Origin of the sequence: Streptomyces sp. NPDC102274, assembly GCF_044766385.1 — a bacterium.
GTDB lineage: Bacteria > Actinomycetota > Actinomycetes > Streptomycetales > Streptomycetaceae > Streptomyces.
The window spans coordinates 63882-81542 of sequence record NZ_JBIWLW010000035.1; the positions used below are offsets into that span (position 1 = coordinate 63882).

Below are 17661 nucleotides of genomic sequence, written 5' to 3' on the forward strand. Positions count from 1 at the left end.
CCGTTGACAGGCAAGACGCTCATGGCGCGTCGCTAAATGCCGGGACGGTCGATCACCTCGGCGAGGGTGCGCAGGCCGGATGCCGGACGCCGCCACGGCTCGGCGCCGGAGACACGACGTGAGCAGCGAGGATCTCGGCGAGGGCGGGCCAGCGCGGGACGGGTGCCTGGCCGTTGGGGAGTCGGACGGCCTTGGTGTAGCCGAACTCACGCAGGGTCTCGGCAGCGTGTTCGCGGCCGTAGCCGCTGGCCTTGGTACCGCCGAAGGGGCTGTCGAGGGCGGCGCGGTTGTAGTTGTTGACCAGGACGACGCCGGCCTCGACGCTCCGGCCGACCCGCAGGGCGCGCTCGGAGTCGGCCGTGAAAACCGCACACAGCAGGCCGAAGTCGGTGCCGTTGGCGATGCGGACGGCTTCTGCTTCGTCCTCGAAGGGGATGACCGCGACCACGGGGCCGAAGATCTCCTCGCGGGCGATGCGCATGTCCGGGTTCACCTCGGTGAACAGGGTGGGTGCCACGTAGAAGCCGTCGGCGAGGACGGGGTCCGTGGGGAGGGGCGCCTGGGCCGCGAGCTTCGCGCCTTCCCGTACGCCGATGTCAATGTAGTCGCGGACGCGGCGCTGGTGAGCGGCGGTGACCAAGGGGCCTACGTGGGTGCGGGGGTCGGCGCCGTCACCGACCTTCAGCCGGGGTACCGCCTCGGTCATGCGGGCGACCATCTCGTCGTGGACCGGGCGCTGTACGAGCAGCCGGGAGGCGGCGGTACAGGCTTCGCCCTGGTTGAAGTAGCCGCCCTCCACAGCCGCGGCGAGGGCGGCGTCCAGGTCGGCGTCGGCGAAAACGATCAGCGGGTTCTTGCCTCCCAGCTCCATGATCGTCGGCGTGAGGTTCTCGGCGGCAGACTTGATCACGGCCGTGCCGGTGGCAGGGGCGCCGGTGAAAGACACCTTTCGCACCAGCGGGTGGCTGGTGAGGGCTGCTCCGGCGTCGGGGCCCCCGGGCACGACGTGGACCACGTCGTCGGGGAGCACCTCGCGCAGGAGCTCGACGATCCGCATGATGGTCAGCGGTGCCTCCTCCGGCGGCTTGATGACGACCGCGTTGCCGACGGCGAGAGCGGGGGCGGTCTTGCCCGCGGTGTGGATGGGCGGCCAGTTGAAGGGGACGATCGCGCCGATCACTCCGTAGGGCTGGAGCGTGGTGATGTCGAGGGCGAAGCCGACGTCGCGGGCGCCGCCGGGGAGCTCCTCGGCCAGCGAGGCGAAGAAGTCGAAGACGCCGACGCACGCCTGCAGATCGAACGTGCGGGCCTGACTGTAAGGCTTGCCGACCTCGCTGCATTCCAGGGCGGCCAGCTCGTCGGCATGGGCGCGGACCAGCTCCGCGGCCTTGCGCAGGTACGTGCCGCGCTCGCGCGGCGTGCGGCGGCTCCAGGACAGGAAGCCCTCGTGCGCGGCGCGGACCGCGGCGTCGATCTCGGTCGTGCCGCCGCCCTGGACGATGGTCAGGAGTTCACCGGTTGCGGGGTTGTGCACGGGGAATCGCTCGTCGGGGCGGCTGGAGGACCAACGGGAGAGGGTGACGGGCTCAGGCACGGTCGTGCTCCTTTCGTGGCGGTGATGCGGGGGTGGGCAGCAGGTTCAGGCGGCGGGCGTTGCCGCTCGCCACGTCCCGCTGCTGCTCGGGGGACAGGGCGGCGGCCTTCAGCTGTCCGAGGGGGTCGGGTTCGCCCATGTCGAAGGGGTGGTCGGTACCCAGCAGCACGCGGTCGGATCCCAACTGGTCGACCAGAGAGCGGAGTTGGGTCGGGGAGTGGACGAGCGAGTCGACGTGGACGTCGCGCGGGTAGCTGCTCGGTGGCCGCTCGCAGGTGGCCGCGTCGGGGCGGACCCGCCAGGCGTGGTCGCCGCGTCCGAGGTAGGCGGGCAGGTAGCCGCCGCCGTGCGCGGCCAGGAGCCGCAGCGCGGGGTGGCGGTCCAGGACCCCGGCGAAGATGAGATGGGAGAGCGCGATGGCGTGCTCCAGGGGCTGGCCGATGGTGTTGGCCAGGTTCCAGCGGTCCAGGCGTGTGCCGAGTTCGCAGCCGAAGGGGTGGAGGAAGATGAGCGCTTCCAGTTCCTGCGCCCGCTGCCACAACGGCTCCAGCCGGGGGTCCGACAGCTCGATGAGTCCGTCGCCTGTGGGATCGGGGGCGTAGGTGGAGATCTCGACGCCCTTCAGGCCGCAGTCCCGTACCGCGTGTTCCAGTGCGGCGACGGCGAGTTCGGGGTGTTGCAGCGGCACGACGCCCAGCCCGGCGAGTTGGCCGGGCCGCTGCGCGCAGTGCGCGGCGATCCCCTCGTTGACGGCCTGGCTCAGGTCCATGGCCTGGTCGGGTCCGGCCCAGTAGTGGAACTGGGCCGGGGTGACCGATACCAACTGCACATCGATCCCCGTACGGGCCATGTCGGCCAGCCGGACCTCGGCGTCGACGAGGCTGGGGATCCGCTCCCGGACCATGCGGACCGACACCTCGGCCGACTCCTGCCCCTGGCACCGCAGTTCCACCTGCCGCCGCCGGTCGAGCGCGGGGCTGCCCGCCACCATCGCCTCGATCCGCGGAAGCAGGGCGTGCGCGTGGACATCGACGGACGGCTCATCGCCGGGGTTCCCGGTGAAGCCCCCACTCATGACACGCTGCCCTCGGCAGACTCCGACGCCCAGGCCGGCGCGTTGGCCACCGCGGCCTGCGCCATCTGTCGCAGCAGTCCCTCCGGCTTCTCCGGCAGCCGACCGCCGCGCGCCTCGATACGGGGCTCCAGCCGCTCCCAGGCACCCTCGACTTCGCGCACCGCCTGCGCGGACCGCTCTCCCGTGAGGCGTCCGCGCTCCTTGACCATCGCGCCGCCGACCAGGACCGTGTCGATGTCCGAGGCCCGCGAATGGAGCACGATCGTCGCCATCGGGTCGAGGACCGGCCGCTGGTGCACCCCGTCGGTGCGCAGCAGCACGAGGTCGGCGGCCTTGCCCGGCTCCAGCGAGCCTGTGACCGACCCGAGTCCTAGCACCTCGGCGCCGCCGAGTGTCGCGTGGTGGAGCACGTCACGCGGGCTCAGGTGCGGGGCGCCGAGCGCGCCGGTGCCGTACGGCGAGTCCAGCGCCGCCCGGTGGCGGTGGGCGTTCTCGGTGTGCAGGGCCACCCGCATCCAGGCGAAGGGATCGGCGGCGTTGTTGGCCTGGATGTCGGTGCCGAGACCGGAGGGGATGCCCAGTTCGGCGGCACGGGCGAAGACGGGAAGGCCCAGGCCCATCTGGAGTTCGGTCTCCGGGGTGCTGGACACCCCGGCGCCGCTGTCGGCGAGCAGCTTCAGCTCCGCGTCGGACGCGGCGTTGACGTGCGCGTGGATGTGGCCCGGACCGAGCAGCCCGTCCCGGTGGAGCCACTCGATCTCCGGCGCGCGCACGGCGCCCCATATCGAGTCGGTGTGCGCGGTCACCGTCAGCCCGAGCTCACGGGCGAGCAGGAACTCGGCGCGGGTCGCGTCCCAGGGGACGCCGCCGATGTCGTTGACGGCGACTCCGAGCCGTACGAGGGAACGGGCGTCGTCCGCCGCGAAGCGCTCCGCGCGCAGGGCCCGCAGGTCGGCGAGGCGTGCCTCGTGGGAGGCGAAGTACGGCCTGGGGGAAGGGGCGTCCGTCAGGCCGTAGCACCACAGGGCGCGGATACCGGCGTCCGTGACGGCCCGTATCCCCTCGCGGGCGTGGTCGGGGGTGTTCACGGCGTGCGCGAAGTCGATGGTCGTCGTGATACCGGCCTCAAGGGCCGCGACGGCGCCCGCGTACGTACCGGCGTAGACGTCCTCGGGCTTCTGGGCCCCCGCGTGGTGGAAGCGGACGCCCCAGGCGAAGTCGATGATGTTCCACTCGGCGGTCATGCCGCGCAGAACCGTCTCCCACAGGTGGTGGTGGGTGTCGACGAAGCCCGGCAGGACGTACATGTCGGACGCGTCGACGACCCGGGCCGTCGCCGGCACACCGCCGATCTCGGTGCCGATCCGCGTGATCGTCCCGTCCTCGATCAGGACGTCCGCGCGGAGCATACGGCCGTCGCGCGGGGCGCCGACGAGCACGGTGCCGCCCCTGACCAGCGTGGCTGAAGTCATGGCTGTGCCTCCCTGGAAAAGGGCCGGGTGAAGACCGAAGCCCTCGAATGTGAAAGCATTTAACATCACCGTAGCTGGTAATGTGAAAAGCCTCAACATTGGGATGGCGTGCAGAAGGGACACCCATGACGGAGACGGCGGATACCGGCCACAAGGGCCGGGGCGGCGAGGGCGGACAGCGCTCCTACCACCACGGTGACCTGCGCCGCGCGATCATGGACGCGGTCCTCGAACTTGTCCGCGAGCGCGGCGTGAACGGCTTCACCCTCTCCGAGGCGGCCCGCCGCGCCAACGTCTCGGTCGCTGCCCCCTACCGGCACTTCGCCGACCGGGACGCGGTGATCACCGCCGCCGCGACCGAGGGCTTCACCGCGCTCGCCGACACCCTGGAAACGGTCGTACGAGCTCATGCCGAAGACCCCGCGGCGCTCCCGGAGGAGATGAGCGCCGTCTACGTCGCCTTCGCCGCCGCCTCACCGGCCCGCTTCGCCCTGATGTTCACCTCGGGCCTCGACAAGACCGGCGCTACCGAGCTGCTCGCCGCAGCCGATCGCGCGCACTCGGCCCTGCTGGACGCTGTCGCCCACCTGCCCGCTGATCCGGAGGCGACCGCGAGCCGCCTGTGGGCCATCGCCCACGGCGTCGCCATCCTCGCCGCCAACGACCTCCTCACCCCCCACTTCGCCACCGGCGAGAACACGGACACCGTCGTCCGCTCCGCCGTACGCGCCTGGGCGGCCGGCCTGACCGCCGGCCACCGGTAGGCCGGGGCAGGACCCGCCCCGGGTCAGCGGCCCGGTGGGACGACCGTCGCGACCACGACCCCCAGGTGGTGCGTCTGATTCGTATGGCCGGGCCGGTGAACAGGGCATGTGCCGCGTTCAACGGCCCGCCGCCATCAGCGGCAGCCGCAGCCCGGCCCCTGCCGACCGTGGGAGGCCCGTCGGCGCCCACGCCTATGACACTCCCCGCCAACAAGGCCGCGATTCCCGGTGGATGAGGCTCCCATTCCACTCCGACCCGGCAGTTCCCGGCAGTTCGTGGTTACGGGACAGGAGGCGGCGCGCCGCCGTGTCTGCCCGGCCTGGCACGGATCTCCCCGCCGCACCCGGCCCCCGCTGCGCCGAACCACCGTGCGGTGATGGCAACTCGATCGACATCACACGGATACACGACGGACAAAGATCGCCGTTTCCATGCTGAGGCCAAGGGTTTGTATCCCCTCACAAGGAGCCTACGATCGAAACCAATTCCTCGGCTCGTGAACGGTTCAACCGGCGCCACGCCATAGCCCTCGCCATAGCCGTGTTGATGGTCGCCGGCACGGCGTCGGTGACCACATCCAGAGCCGGCGCGGCCGGTCGTCCTGCCGAGAGACCGCTGTCCATCGACCTCGAAACGGCGACCGTAGCCCAGTTGGACGGTCTCCTCAGCTCCGGCAAGATCTCCAGCGCCAGGCTCACCGAAGCGTATCTGGAACGCATACGGGCCCTCAACTCCCAGGGGCCCTCGCTCAACGCGGTACGTTCCATCAACTCCGACGCGATGAAGGAAGCGACCGCCGCCGACAAGGCGCGGCGCGGCAAGGGCCCGCACAACCCCCTGCTCGGTATACCGGTCATCGTCAAGGACAACATCGATGTCGCGGGTCTGCCGACCACCGCCGGTTCGGTGGCACTCGCCGACTCGTATCCCGCGAAGGACGCACCGATCGTCGCGCGGTTCCGCGAGGCCGGCGCGGTCATCATCGGCAAGGCCAATCTCACCGAGTTCGCCAACTACCTGACCAGCGGGATGCCGGGCGGCTACAGCTCGCTCGGCGGGCAGGTGCTCAACGCCTACGACGCGAGTCAGACCCCGAGCGGATCCAGCGCCGGTTCGGGCGTCGCGGCCTCGATCGGCTTCGCCGCCGTCACCGTCGGGACCGAGACGTCCGGATCCATCCTCAGTCCCGCGTACTCCAACTCCGTCGTCGGCATCAAGCCGACGGTGGGACTGGCCAGCCGCACGGGCATCGTTCCGATTGCCGCCAGCCAGGACACGGCCGGCCCGCTCACGCGCACGGTCGCCGACGCCGCGGCCACGCTCACCGCGCTCGACGGCAGGGATCCGGAGGATCCCGCCACCGCCGCCAACCCGCTCATCGGGCACGACTTCACGAAGGACCTGTCGGCCACCGCGCTGCGAGGGGCCCGTATCGGCGTCGTCGCCGGCCAGGTCCCGGCCGCGGGAACCGACAACCGGGCTCTCTGGGACGCGGCCGTCACCGCTCTCCAGGCGCGGGGCGCGACGCTCGTCGATGTCACCCTGGACACCTCGGGCCACCCCTCGACCGTCCTCTCCTACGAGTTCAAGCGCGACCTGAACGCGTATCTGGCCCGGCTGCCGAAGAACGCCCCCAGGAAGAACCTCGCCGACATCATCGCCTACAACAACGCCCACGCCGGGGCGGCGTTGAAGTTCGGACAGGTCAACGCTGTCAATTCCGAGGCCAAGGACCTCGGCGCGGACAGCGCCGACACGGCCGCCTACGAGGCGAGCCGCGCCCAGGATCTGGCCGACAGCAAGGACCGCATCGACGCCGTCATGAAGGACAACAACCTGACGGCGCTGCTTTTCGCCAACAGCGGCAGCGCGGGCATCGGCGCGAAGGCGGGGTACCCCTCGATCAGCGTCCCGGCCGGCTACCAGGCCGCCAACAGGCGGCCGTTCAGCATCTCGTTCCTCGGCCGGGCGTGGAGCGAGCCCACCCTCATCGGCTACGCCCATGACTACGAGCAGGCCACCAAGCTGCGCCGGCCGCCGACGGTGATCAACCCGGCTCCGTACCGCTGCACCGCTCTCACCCGCCTCGGGGACTCCTGCGCGCCCTGACGCTGCCCCGATTCAGCAGGTGCCCCCAGCACTCGCCTCTTACTGAGGAGATATTTCCGTGAATTCCCCTCGCTCACTCGGTCGTGCGAAGTCCACGGCACTGGCCAGGTCCATGCTCAGCCGACGCAACCTGCTGCGCGCGGCAGGCGTGACCGGCGCCGGTCTCACCCTCGGCGCCGCGGTGCCTCCCAGCAGTTCCCTCGCGGCGCAGGCAGGACAAGCCCGGTCCGGCAAGCAGCGCTACGACGCACTGCTCAGGACGAGCAAGGAGACGGCGCTGTGGGGATGGTTCCCCACCAGCCGTCCCTCGGTCCTGACCGTGAAGTCCGGGACCGTGGTGAAGATCGACGCCATCAACCAGTCAGGTGTCTCGGACGCCCGGGGCCCCGTGGCGTACTTCGAGGCGCTCGGTGTTCCCGCCGGCCAGGTGCTGCCCGAGCTGGAAGAAATCCATACGATTCCCCGTACTCCGGGCTCCAGTGGCCATGTGCTCACCGGCCCGCTCTACATCGAGGAGGCCCAGCCGGGCGATGTCCTGGAGATCCGCATCCTGGATGTCTCACCGCGCGTGCCCTATGGAGTGAACAGCACCGGTCCGGGCCGCGGTGTCCTGTCGAACCTGCTGAGCGAACCGTCGACCCGGCTGCTCACGCTCGACAAGCGCAACCGGTACTACCAGTTCGCGCCCGGCATTCGGGTGCCGTTCAAGCCGTTCATGGGAATCACCGGCGTTGCGCCGCCCACCGAGGCGGGCTTTGTCTCGGCCAACCCGCCCGACCGCTGGGGCGGCAACCTGGATGTGCGTGATCTCACCGCGGGCTCGACGCTGTTCCTGCCGGTATTCCAGCCCGGAGCACAGTTCTACACGGGTGACAGCCATGGCGCGCAGGGTCACGGCGAGATCGACCAGACCGCGATCGAGCACTCCATGTCGCTGACCGCTCAGTTCATCGTGCGCAAGGGCGCCGGCCTGGAGTACCCACGAGCCGAACTGCGGGACCACATTGTGCCGATGGGCATCGACGCGGACCTCGACGTCGCGCTGCAGATCGCGGCGACCCAGGCCATCGGCTGCCTCCGCGAGATCACCAAGGGCGCGCTCAGTGTCGCCGACGCGTACGCGCTGTGCAGTGTTGGCGTGGACTTCGTCATCGCCGAGGCGGTGGACGGCAACAAGGTTGTCGCCGCGTACATCCCCAAGTCACTGCTGCCCTGAGCGATCGGGGAGTGAGTGCCCTGTGGAGCACACATGCCCCACAGGGCACAGGGCACAGTGCACGTCGTCTTCGACAGCGGCACTCGCCGCACCTTCGGCCTCGTGATCGGTGCGGACGGACCGCACTCGAACACACGTCGCCTGCCCTTCGGCCCCGAAGAGCCCTTCCACCAGGGAGACAGCGAGTGCCGAAGACGAGCGCGGGTACTCGGAGCGCCGCTCAGCGGACTCGGCCGGTACGGGCGCGGCGGCGGCGGTCAGTGTTGTGCCGCACCGCTGTGTGCCGTGCGGCCACCCTCTGCTTGTCCGGCTTGCCGGCACCGGTGAGGGGCAGCGCGTCGTGGAACGTCACCACGGCCGGTACGTGCTTCGGGGAGAGCTCGGCGGTGACGTGACCGATCAGCGTCCCGGAGTCTGCGGTGCTGCCCGGCCGCACCACGACGGCGGCGTGGATGTGCTCCACGTGGTCGTCGTCGACCACGCAGTACACCGCGGCCTGGGCGACCTCCGGATGAGTCAGCAGCGCGTTCTCCACATCCGTGGGACGGACCTTGATGCCGTTGGTCTTCATCACCTCGCCCATCCGCCCGTGCAGGCGCAGACAGCCGTTCTTGTCGACGGAACCGAGGTCGCCGGTGTGCACCCAGCCGTCGCGGATGGTCACGGCGGTCAGCTCCGGTTCGCCCCAGTAGCCGAGCATGGTGGACGGGCTCCGCACGCACACCTCGCCGATCTCACCGGGCGGGACGTCACGATCGTCGTCCAGGTCGCGGATGCGTACCTCCGCGGTCGGGCGCCCGGCGGTCCCTCGGAGTTCCGGATCGAGGTGGTCCGGCGCGGTCAGGATGCTGATGGGGCTGGTCTCCGTGGTCCCGTAGATCGGCGTCCAGCAACAACGCCTGGTTCCACTGGTCGGGCTGGCTGAAGTGCTGCCGGAAGAACCATTCCTGGGCGGGGGACAGCGCGGTGTCCTCGGCCGGGAACGGGACCACCGGGCGGTCCGTGGTCCCGGGGCCCTCGCCCGCGGCGCCCGCCCGTAGACGGGTGGCCAGGGCAACTGTTGTGGGTTCGGCCAGAAAGGCGGCAGCGGATACCCGATGGCCGCGGGACTGCAGGTCCGCGATCACCTGGATGGCATCGATGGAGTTGCCGCCGATCGACGAGAAGTCGTCGTGCGGGGTGAAGTCATCGTGACCGAGTTGGCGCCGCCAGACCGTCAACACCTCGTTGAGCAGCGGATCCTCCGAGGAATGGGCGCTTCGGAGCTCGGTGGGGCTCTCCATCTTCAGTCCGAGCCGGTGTGACTTAGGGAGAGGACGTTCTGGACGAGGCTCGTGATGCGGGTGGTCGAGCAGCGCGGCTTACGCAGGAGCCGCCAGGACTTGAGGGTGGCGACGGCCTGTTCGCCGGCCGGCGCTCAGGCGCCGCAAGTGGGCGCCGAGCACGCGGCGGTGGTGTGTTCCCGCAGGCGAGTGGTGAGGAAGCGCGGGGCAGAGCTGGACAGGTCCAGCCCGGACGAGCACACGAAGCCTCTGATGGGGACGGTTCTTCTTGGCCGAAAACCCATCTACCGCTCCCGAGGTGTGGGTGGTGGTGAGAGCCGCGAGGTCCTGCGTTCGCCAAGCCGACCTCCGGCCGCCTTCGAATGGCGAGATCAAATCTCAAGCTCACACGGTGTAGCCTCCGTCCACGTTCCAGTTGGCGCCCGTCACGTACCACGCCTCGGGCCGGGCGAGGTAGGCGATCGCGCTGGCGATGTCGTCAGGTTTGGCGTACGAAGGGGTGGCCATCAGGTTTTTCATGGCTGTGGCGAACTCAGTGCCGTCTGGATTCATGTCCGTGTCGGTCGGGCCCACCTGGACGTTGTTGACCGTGATGCCACGGGGAGACAACTCACGGGCGAGGCCCCTGCTCAGCCCGGCGACAGCCGCCTTCGTCATCGCGTACACCGACATACCACCGGCCGGCACACGGTCGGCGTTGATGCTGCCCACGGTGATGATGCGGCCCCCCTTCTCCAGGAAGGGCACAGCGGCCTGAACGGCCGCGAACACGCCCTTGACATTGACCGCCACCATCCGGTCGAACTCTTCGATGGGGAATTGCTCCACGCCACCGACGCCGGCCACCCCGGCGTTGTTCACCAGGATGTGCAAACCACCGAGTTCCGAGGCCACCCGACGGACGGCAGCCTGGACGGCCCCCGCATCCGCGCTGTCGGCCCGAACAGCCAGCGCTGTGCCTCCGGCTGCGGCGATCTCCTCGACCAGAGCATCAGCGGGAGCCTTCCCGTTGACGTAGGTGAACGCGACGCGGGCACCCTCTCGTGCGAGGCGCCGGACGACGGCCGCCCCGATCCCTCGTGAACCTCCGGTGACCAGCGCCACCTTGCCGTCAAGAGCTGCTGCTACCTGCTGAGTCATAGCTGTTGCCTTCCAAAAGGAGTTGAGATGTCGATGTCGATTCGTGCGTTGACCGTCGTCGTGCCTGGTGGGCGGCTGACCGCCTCGGAGGGCGAAAAGTCTTTACAGGGTCCGGAACGGGCTGAGACCAGCCACTTCCCAGAAGGCGATCTTCCGGGTCGCTTCGGGGCGGTTCGCGGCGAAGCTGTAGGCCACCATCGCCCCGATGTCCTCGCCTGCGATATTCACCTTGCTGTAGCCGAGGGCGCGGATCAGCTCGTAGATGTCTTGGGCCATGGGCTTCTTGTCGTATCCGGTCGCGGGCTTGTCGGAGTCGCCCATGCCGCGCAGGTCCACCGCGATCACTCGGTAGTGCTCCGCCAGCGGCGGCATGATCTTGTGGAACTGGTACCAGGTCCGTGGCCATCCGGGGAGTAGTACCAGGGGGTAGCCCTGGCCCCCGGCGACGTAGTGCAGCCGGATGCCGTTGACTTCGGCGAAACCGCTCGAAAAACCCTCGATCACCGTTTTGTCCTCCGCATCAGCTCTCACGTGGCCTGGGCAGCTCCGTGGGAAGCACGCGACATCGCGACCAATGAATGTGAATGATCATTACCAAATGAAGGCTACCACTGTGTGAATGATCGTTCAAATACGGCTATGCTTGGGGACATGCCACGCCCTCGCACCTTCGACGAGCAGGACGTCATCGATCGCGCCATGGAGCTGTTCTGGACCCGCGGCTACGAAGCGACGTCCGTCCCCGACCTCACTGCCGAACTGGGCATCCACCCGGGTTCGCTGTACCGCACCTTCGGCGACAAACGCACACTCTTCCTCAAAGCTCTCGCCCACTATCGCGACGGCAGAGCCCGAACCCTCGCACCCCTGTTGCTGGCCGGAGGTCCCGTCCTGCCCCGGATCCGTGCCGTCCTGCTCGGGTGGATCGAACTGGCCGCCGACGAGGACCGCCCTCGCGGGTGCCTGATCGCCAATACCGCCGGCGAGCTACTGCCGGGCGACCAGGACGTCGCTGCCAGCGTCAACGACATTTTCTCCGTCGTCGAGGACGGATTCCTTCAGGGACTACGGGTAGCAGCCCGCACCGGGGAAGTCTCCGACGATCTGGACCTGCCCTCCTGCGCGGTCATGCTGACGATGCTGTTGGAAGGGCTGCAGGTGCTGGTGAAGGCGGACCCCGATCCCCGACGCCTCGTTGCCGCCGTGGACACCGCACTCGCGTCCATAGCGGCGGTAGGCAACCCAGCCGCCCACCGCCGGCCGGTGAAGGGCGTGGATCAGGAGGACAGCCGGTAGGAGCGGACGAACGGGGTGGTGCCGCCAGCGGTTCCGCGTTCAGCGGGTGGGGTCGGCGATAAGTGCCCACGCGAGACGCTCGGCCGGCAAACTCCGGCCGAGCGTCTCGGCGAGCTCCTGGCGACAGCCAGTTGATCACTTGTGTTGCGACGACCCCTGGAGTTCGCCGTTGGGCACCGGGGACTCGTTGCTGTCGCAGACTTCCCGTCGTAGCCGCCCCCGCGCGCGGTCTGTGGCTGCTGTCCCGTCAGGTTCGGTTCTTGGAGCCGACGACGATGACGAGTTCGGCGTCCTCGGCGAGTTTCTTCACCGCGGTCTGGCGGTTTTGCGTGGCGTAGCAAATGTCGTCGCTGGGCGGGGAGGTCAGGTTCGGGAAGCGTGTCGTGAGGGCGTTGACGGTTTCCATGGTTTCGTCGACGGAGAGGGTGGTCTGGGAGAGCCAGACGACTCTTCGGCGCTCTGCACGCCCGACGCGCCGCGCAGCTCGCCGGATTCGACGACGCCCTGTTCGTCGGCCGTGACGGGCATGTATCCGAGGGCGGCACCTGGAACGTCGGCTTCGTCGACGAGAACGGCACCGTGGTGTGGCCACAGGCCGCGGTACTCCCGGGCGTGACCATGGCGCTGCTCCAGCAGCACGCCGAGCACCGGGTCGCCACTGTCACCCTGGAGCAGCGAAGGGCATGACAGCCGTGTTCGCGACGAACACGAGCATCGGCGTCCGCGCCGTCACGGCGATCGACGAGACCGAACTTCCCGGCGACCACCCGGTCCTGAGCCGGCTTCGAGAGACGTACCTCTCGGTCCCCGGCGAAACCCTGTGGAGCGGGACCATCCGCTTCAGGCTCCGGTGCTCGACCATCCGGATCACCAGCATCGTCCAGGCTGTCCTCAGCCTGCGTACGGCCGGCTCGGACTGACGTCGGGAAAGCTTATTGCCACCCTTGGGCCGTTCACCGGAGAAGACCGAACGTCACCGCTGCCGCAGTAGCGCCCAGGGCGGCCCCCGCGATCGTCTGGGCGGTTGTGTGATCGCGTAGGGCGACGCGAGACCAGCCGATGGCTGCCACGGCAAGCACCAAGAGGGACATCGCCAGGCCGTAGACCTGTATGAGGATCACCACGACCCCGCCTGCTACGGCGGTGTGTACGGAGACTTTCCAGCAGACCGTCACCGCCATGGTTGCGGCGAGACCGACGAGCATGGCCATGACCAGGGCGAGGACGTCGCGCGGTGCGTCGAACACCACGAGCAGAGTGATGCCCAGCAGGACCGAAGCCATGGTGGCGCTCAGGGGAATCGCGCGCTGGCTTCGCACTTTCACGTGTTTGTCGGTCCAGTACCCGAGTTTGACCCCGAGCAGGATGACGGCGAACGGTATGCCGCCGCAGAAGAGTGCGGCCAGGAGGCCCCAGCCGAGTCCTGCCCAGTTGTCGGTGCTGTGCCGGCCGACGACGAGCAGGATTCCCATCACGAGATAGGCCGGGGCCAGGATGTCTGTCACCGTGCGGGCCAGGCGAGCGGGCGGATGGGGGGTGCTCATCAGGAGTCCTCACGATTGGATAGGGCGAAGTCGCGTACGAGTTCGGAACGGTGGGCCGTGGACAACTGCTTCAGAGCCTGTATCTCGGTGCAGAGGTCCGGACCGCCGCCGGCAGGCGGGACGATGTCTCCGGAGGCGGGCTGATTGCCGTCGGTGTAACGGGCCCGTCGGTCAGTATCCAGCATGCTTCGGTGGTGACCGCTGCTCGGGTGCCCACGGCCCCTGTTGTACGACGGAGGTGTGCGCCTGCCGGCTCGGCACCGGCAGCGACGGGCGGACCGCCGTCCACTCCGCGTCCGTCATGTCGGTTGGGCAGCGCGGCTACCGGAACCCGGTGTCGACAGCGTTTCCGAACCGGTGCGCGAGGCAGTCACACTCCGGGGCGAACCCTTCGCGACCACCCAATCGAGACTCCCGTTCGACACACATCGCTCAAGATCGGAAAGACACACAGTCTTGCGCGACGACACTCAGTCTTCCGCGATCTGGATGATTGTTTTGCCGGGGGTGGGGCGTCCGTTGTGGGCGAAGGCGGCGGCGGTTTCGGACAGTGGCCGCACATCCCCGACGATGGGCTTGAGCCGTCCGTCGCGAACACGCCGGACGAGGTCCGCGAGGCGGGCGCGGTCGGGTTCGACGACGAAGAAGACGGCCCGCCCGTTGTCGGGCTGGACGGTGGGCGGCTCGGCGATGGTGACGAGGGTGCCGCCGGCGCGTACCAGGGCGGTCGAGCGTTCGAGGATGTCGCCGCCGAGCACGTCGAATACCAGGTCGACCTCGCCGACGTCTTCGAGCCGGTCGGTCTCCAGGTCCACGAAGGTGTCCGCGCCGAGACCGAGAGCCGTGTCCCTGTGGGTGGCCCGTCCGGTGCCGATCACCCGGGCTCCCGCCTCGTGCGCGAGCTGCACAGCGATCGACCCGACACCGCCCGCGGCGCCGTGGATGAGCACGGTCCGGCCTGTCGTGAGGTGGCCATGGTCGAACAGGCCCTGCCATGCGGTCAGTCCGGAGATCGGCAGCGCGGCGGCCACCGTGTGGCCGACGTCCGCCGGCAGCGGAGCGAGATTGCGGGCCTCCACCGCCGTGTACTCGGCCAATGATCCATTACGGGTCCAGTCGGCCAGACCGAACACCCGCTGCCCGACGGTAAGACCGGTGGTGCCGTACCCCAGTTCGGCCACCACACCCGACATCTCATGCCCGGGCACACTCGGCGTCCGGTCGCGCCCGGCGCGGTCGGCCCATGTCCCCGGCCAGTCGAGCTCCCCCGGCGTGAAGCCCGCGGCATGCACCCGCACGATGACATCGTTCTCAGCGGCGTGGGGGTAGGGCTGGTCCGTCAGCGACAGTCCACCTACACCGGCGTCACGGTCTCGAACGGTGATGGCTTGCATGATGGGTCCTTTCCAGGAGGAATTTTCGAATGAGGGATTCGCGAGCACGGCAGGAATTGCGCATTGTTCGGTCCGCTCTTGAGCCTGTGGTCACACTGAAGATATCCGCGCCATCGTGTGCGAAATTCTGGTTGGCGGGATCGAATCCAGTACATGATCGGTTTTGTCATGGCTGTCGGATACGGAAGCCGGTACAGCGGGTAGATCGGTGACGGTGCGCTTGCCGTCGCCATCATCACCGCATTGGCGCAGACCGGCACGCGAAGGCCGCACCTCGCCCGAGACGACGCCCGTCGCGAGGGCGACTCACACGTTTTATCACGTTGTCTTTTAGGGCGCCCTGATCAGCTCGGCCAGGGACTGCCGATGATGCGCTCGACCGTGGTTGTGCGACGGAAGCCGGGAACGAAGTGCTCCAGCACATCCGAATTCACTGTTCCGTTCGTGGTCTCCGGACGGTGCTCGAGTCCGTCGACGAAGGCCTGCAAAAACTCGTTCTTGAAGTCGCCCCGCGGATGGACGGCGGTGATCTCGTCCACCTGGCCGCGATCCAGCTCGTCCAGACCCACGCCGAGCACGTCGGTCAGAACCCCGAAATTCGTGATGGCGATCTCCGGCCCCATCCGCCCGGGAATTCCCGGGGTCGTGTGCAGTGCGATCGCCGTCCACACCACGTCGGCGGCCGTGGCCGGGAAACCGCGGTCGAGCATGAACTTACGTGCGTGGTCGGCCGAATCGACCTCGAAGCGCTGCTCTGCGTCGGAAAACGGCGTCAAGAGGCCGATTTCATGAAACATGGCGGACAGGTAGAGAAGCTCCGGGTCGGGCTCCAAGCCGAGCCTGCGAGCATGAATGGCGCCGAAGACGAAAACGCGCCGGGAGTGATGGTAGATGAGGGGGCTGGTCATCTTCTGCATCAGGCGGGTGGCTTCGGCGACCGCCGCCGTTTCAGGAATCTCTACCCCCGCGATGATCTCGCTCATGACCTCTGCGCCTTCCGATATCCGTGTGCTACGAATGGACGATGCGTCCGTCTTCCACACTGCCGACCACCCCGTGTCCGGCGCCGCCTCGGTCCGGCCATGAGTCACCCGAATCCGGACAGGCGGGCAGCGGGGGAGTGGGCTCCGCCACGCATCAGGTCACGATCCTCGTCTATGACGGGGTCAAACTCCTGGACGTCGCCGGCCCCGCGGAGGTATTCGCGGAAGCGAACCGACTCGGTGCCGACTACGAGATCGTGCTGGTGTCACCGACCGGTGCCGATGTCACCTCAGGATCACGGCCCTGATCTGACCCGCGACGTCGCCTGCGCCCTGGTGGTCTATTTGCGGCGTTCGGGCGGCCAGTCACAGTTCTCCGCCCCACTGCAAGGACCGCCGCCCCGATCTCCGTCCGTCCGCAGAATCACCGACTTGATCACGGCGGATCCCGGGGGAAACCATTCACTCGGCGGACTCGCCAAGCATCTCAATGTGAGCCCTCGGCATCTCACGCGGCTCTTTCACGACGAGCTGTCCACCACGCCGGCCCGGTACGTGGAGATGATTCGGTTCGGCATGGCAAAAGCTCTACTCGACCAAGGGCATACCGCAACGCAGACGGCATCTCTTGCCGGATTCCCGAATTATGAGAGTATGCGGAGAGTTTTCGTGAGGAAAATGTCGATCAGCCCCGCCGCCTATCAGCGCCGCTTCAGCACAGCGCGCCGAGCCAACGCGGGGTAGCCCCGTGACCACGACGGTGTCGAAGCCCAGGCGGACCCCCCGACTACCGTTGCTCCACATGACAGCCACCGAGATGGACATCACCGAGGACCTGATCCGGGATCTGCTGCGCGACCAGCACCCCGATCTGGCGGATCGCCCCCTGAAGCTCGGAGCACGTGGCTGGGACAACCAAGTGTGGCGGCTCGGCGACGACCTCGCCGTCCGGTTGCCCTGGGCGACGCAGTCCGCGGACGCGCTGCTGCGCAAGGAACACGCCTGGCTGCCCACCCTCGCCCCACACCTTCCTCTGCGGATCCCCGTTCCGCAGCGTCTTGGTGAGCCCTCCGAACGGTTTCCGCGGCCCTGGCTCGTCACCACGTGGGTGCCGGGCGAGCCCGCCGACCACGCCCCCGCGACGCGCGCCGCGGAGGCGGCCGTCACCCTGGCCGGCTTCCTGACCGCGCTCCACCGCCCCGCCCCCGACGGGGCGCCCGCAGGCCGACACCGCGGTGGCCCGCTGGCCGACACCGCCGAACACTTCACCCGAGAGCTCGCCTCGGCCACCGAACTGGGGCTGATCCGCGACCCGGACGCCGTCCGCGCGGTCTGGGAGGACGCCGCCGCCGCACCCGACTGGGCAGGCCCAAGGCTCTGGCTCCACGGCGACCTGCACCCAGCCAACATCCTGACCACGAACGGCACCTTCTGCGGCGTGATCGACTTCGGCGACCTCTTCGCCGGCGACCCCGCCTGCGACCTCGCCGCCGCCTGGATCCTGCTGCCGGACGGCGCCGCCGACCTCTTCCACGAGACCTACCGGCCAAGCCCGGACACCGCGACCCTGCGCCGCGCCCGCGGCTGGGCGGTGCTGCGCGCCCTCACCTGCATCCACATCGGAGACGCAGGTGTCCATGGCCGCCCAGGAGGCAAGCCCACCTGGGGCCCACCCGCCCACGCCGCACTGCGACGCCTCACCGCATCGATCCACCAGTGATCAGGCACTCCGGCGAGAGGTCGCAAAGACAAGAGGTCGCAAAGACAAGTGGAGAAGCTGTTTCCGATCC

18 protein-coding genes and 4 pseudogenes are annotated in these 17661 nt (G+C 68.7%); 9 read left to right on the forward strand and 13 right to left on the reverse strand.

All coding sequences use genetic code 11. From position 1 onward, the window contains the following. Positions 1-52: 52 nt before the first annotated feature. Genes ACIRQP_RS33940 through ACIRQP_RS33950 form a run of 3 tightly spaced genes read right to left on the reverse strand, consistent with a single transcriptional unit; the run spans position 53 to position 4141 of the window. Positions 53-1594, reverse strand: a complete 1542-nt coding sequence (locus ACIRQP_RS33940) for an aldehyde dehydrogenase family protein (protein WP_403897175.1) — start codon at positions 1592-1594, stop codon at positions 53-55. Beyond that, entirely contained in the window at positions 1587-2669 is a 1083-nt protein-coding gene (locus tag ACIRQP_RS33945; protein WP_403897177.1) for an amidohydrolase family protein, read from the reverse strand. Before ACIRQP_RS33945 ends, ACIRQP_RS33940 begins: the two co-directional genes overlap by 8 nt. Further along, on the reverse strand, positions 2666-4141 hold the full coding sequence (locus tag ACIRQP_RS33950) for an amidohydrolase family protein (protein WP_403897180.1): 1476 nt from the start codon (positions 4139-4141) through the stop codon (positions 2666-2668). The genes ACIRQP_RS33945 and ACIRQP_RS33950 overlap by 4 nt, the downstream gene beginning before the upstream one ends. Positions 4142-4266: 125 nt before the next feature. On the opposite strand from ACIRQP_RS33950, the gene ACIRQP_RS33955 reads away from it, so the two are divergent. The 4 genes and pseudogenes from ACIRQP_RS33955 to ACIRQP_RS33970 form a co-directional block, all read left to right on the forward strand. Then, positions 4267-4905 (forward strand): TetR/AcrR family transcriptional regulator, encoded by a 639-nt coding sequence (locus tag ACIRQP_RS33955; RefSeq protein ID WP_403897183.1) that lies wholly within the window; start codon positions 4267-4269, stop codon positions 4903-4905. Between the two features lie 568 nt (positions 4906-5473). Then, a complete protein-coding gene (locus tag ACIRQP_RS33960; protein ID WP_403897185.1) occupies positions 5474-7015 on the forward strand; it encodes an amidase family protein in 1542 nt (513 codons plus the stop codon). Positions 7016-7073: 58 nt separating this feature from the next. Beyond that, positions 7074-8231: an acetamidase/formamidase family protein gene (locus ACIRQP_RS33965; protein WP_403897187.1), complete on the forward strand. Its 1158-nt coding sequence runs from the start codon at positions 7074-7076 to the stop codon at positions 8229-8231. 57 nt (positions 8232-8288) lie between these two features. Beyond that, positions 8289-8405: pseudogene (locus ACIRQP_RS33970) on the forward strand (FAD-dependent oxidoreductase); the annotation flags it as partial. 46 nt (positions 8406-8451) lie between these two features. On the opposite strand, the gene ACIRQP_RS33975 reads toward ACIRQP_RS33970, so the two are convergent. From ACIRQP_RS33975 to ACIRQP_RS33995, 5 genes and pseudogenes are all read right to left on the reverse strand, one after another. Continuing rightward, positions 8452-9084 (reverse strand): fatty acid--CoA ligase family protein, encoded by a 633-nt coding sequence (locus ACIRQP_RS33975; protein WP_403897259.1) that lies wholly within the window; start codon positions 9082-9084, stop codon positions 8452-8454. After that, positions 8981-9514 carry a phosphopantetheine-binding protein gene (locus ACIRQP_RS33980; RefSeq protein ID WP_403897189.1) on the reverse strand — a complete coding sequence of 178 codons (534 nt, stop codon included), beginning with the start codon at positions 9512-9514 and terminating at the stop codon, positions 8981-8983. The genes ACIRQP_RS33975 and ACIRQP_RS33980 overlap by 104 nt, the downstream gene beginning before the upstream one ends. A gap of 2 nt (positions 9515-9516) precedes the next feature. Next, positions 9517-9636: pseudogene (locus tag ACIRQP_RS33985) on the reverse strand (IS5/IS1182 family transposase); the annotation flags it as partial. A 262-nt stretch (positions 9637-9898) separates the two neighbouring features. Continuing rightward, positions 9899-10654, reverse strand: a complete 756-nt coding sequence (locus tag ACIRQP_RS33990; RefSeq protein WP_403897192.1) for an SDR family NAD(P)-dependent oxidoreductase — start codon at positions 10652-10654, stop codon at positions 9899-9901. Positions 10655-10756: 102 nt separating this feature from the next. Continuing rightward, positions 10757-11158 (reverse strand): alpha/beta fold hydrolase, encoded by a 402-nt coding sequence (locus tag ACIRQP_RS33995; protein ID WP_403897195.1) that lies wholly within the window; start codon positions 11156-11158, stop codon positions 10757-10759. A gap of 147 nt (positions 11159-11305) precedes the next feature. Between ACIRQP_RS33995 and ACIRQP_RS34000 the strand changes: the two genes are divergently transcribed. Continuing rightward, the gene (locus ACIRQP_RS34000) at positions 11306-11950 is read left to right on the forward strand and encodes a TetR/AcrR family transcriptional regulator (RefSeq protein WP_403897198.1); all 645 of its coding nucleotides are present in this window, start codon (positions 11306-11308) and stop codon (positions 11948-11950) included. A 256-nt stretch (positions 11951-12206) separates the two neighbouring features. Here the strand turns inward: ACIRQP_RS34000 and ACIRQP_RS34005 are convergent. After that, a pseudogene (locus ACIRQP_RS34005) lies at positions 12207-12410 on the reverse strand (4-hydroxy-3-methylbut-2-enyl diphosphate reductase); the annotation flags it as partial. Here ACIRQP_RS34005 and ACIRQP_RS34010 point away from each other — a divergent pair. After that, positions 12398-12870: pseudogene (locus ACIRQP_RS34010) on the forward strand (aminotransferase class IV); the annotation flags it as partial. The pseudogenes ACIRQP_RS34005 and ACIRQP_RS34010 overlap by 13 nt on opposite strands. Positions 12871-12903: 33 nt before the next feature. On the opposite strand, the gene ACIRQP_RS34015 reads toward ACIRQP_RS34010, so the two are convergent. The 4 genes from ACIRQP_RS34015 to ACIRQP_RS34030 all read right to left on the reverse strand — a co-directional run bounded on the left by ACIRQP_RS34015 (position 12904) and on the right by ACIRQP_RS34030 (position 15871). Continuing rightward, positions 12904-13494: a hypothetical protein gene (locus ACIRQP_RS34015; protein ID WP_403897201.1), complete on the reverse strand. Its 591-nt coding sequence runs from the start codon at positions 13492-13494 to the stop codon at positions 12904-12906. After that, complete coding sequence (locus tag ACIRQP_RS34020) at positions 13494-13679, reverse strand: hypothetical protein (RefSeq protein WP_403897203.1); 186 nt, start codon at positions 13677-13679, stop codon at positions 13494-13496. The genes ACIRQP_RS34015 and ACIRQP_RS34020 overlap by 1 nt, the downstream gene beginning before the upstream one ends. 285 nt (positions 13680-13964) lie before the next feature. Beyond that, positions 13965-14888, reverse strand: a complete 924-nt coding sequence (locus ACIRQP_RS34025; protein WP_403897206.1) for an NADP-dependent oxidoreductase — start codon at positions 14886-14888, stop codon at positions 13965-13967. A 344-nt stretch (positions 14889-15232) separates the two neighbouring features. Then, the gene (locus tag ACIRQP_RS34030) at positions 15233-15871 is read right to left on the reverse strand and encodes an HD domain-containing protein (RefSeq protein WP_403897209.1); all 639 of its coding nucleotides are present in this window, start codon (positions 15869-15871) and stop codon (positions 15233-15235) included. Positions 15872-15912: 41 nt separating this feature from the next. Between ACIRQP_RS34030 and ACIRQP_RS34035 the strand changes: the two genes are divergently transcribed. The 3 genes from ACIRQP_RS34035 to ACIRQP_RS34045 are packed head-to-tail and all read left to right on the forward strand — an operon-like array spanning position 15913 to position 17591. After that, the gene (locus ACIRQP_RS34035) at positions 15913-16179 is read left to right on the forward strand and encodes a hypothetical protein (protein ID WP_403897212.1); all 267 of its coding nucleotides are present in this window, start codon (positions 15913-15915) and stop codon (positions 16177-16179) included. Next, on the forward strand, positions 16154-16615 hold the full coding sequence (locus ACIRQP_RS34040; RefSeq protein WP_403897214.1) for a helix-turn-helix domain-containing protein: 462 nt from the start codon (positions 16154-16156) through the stop codon (positions 16613-16615). The genes ACIRQP_RS34035 and ACIRQP_RS34040 overlap by 26 nt, the downstream gene beginning before the upstream one ends. A 58-nt stretch (positions 16616-16673) precedes the next feature. Further along, positions 16674-17591 (forward strand): aminoglycoside phosphotransferase family protein, encoded by a 918-nt coding sequence (locus ACIRQP_RS34045; protein ID WP_403897217.1) that lies wholly within the window; start codon positions 16674-16676, stop codon positions 17589-17591. Positions 17592-17661: the final 70 nt, after the last annotated feature.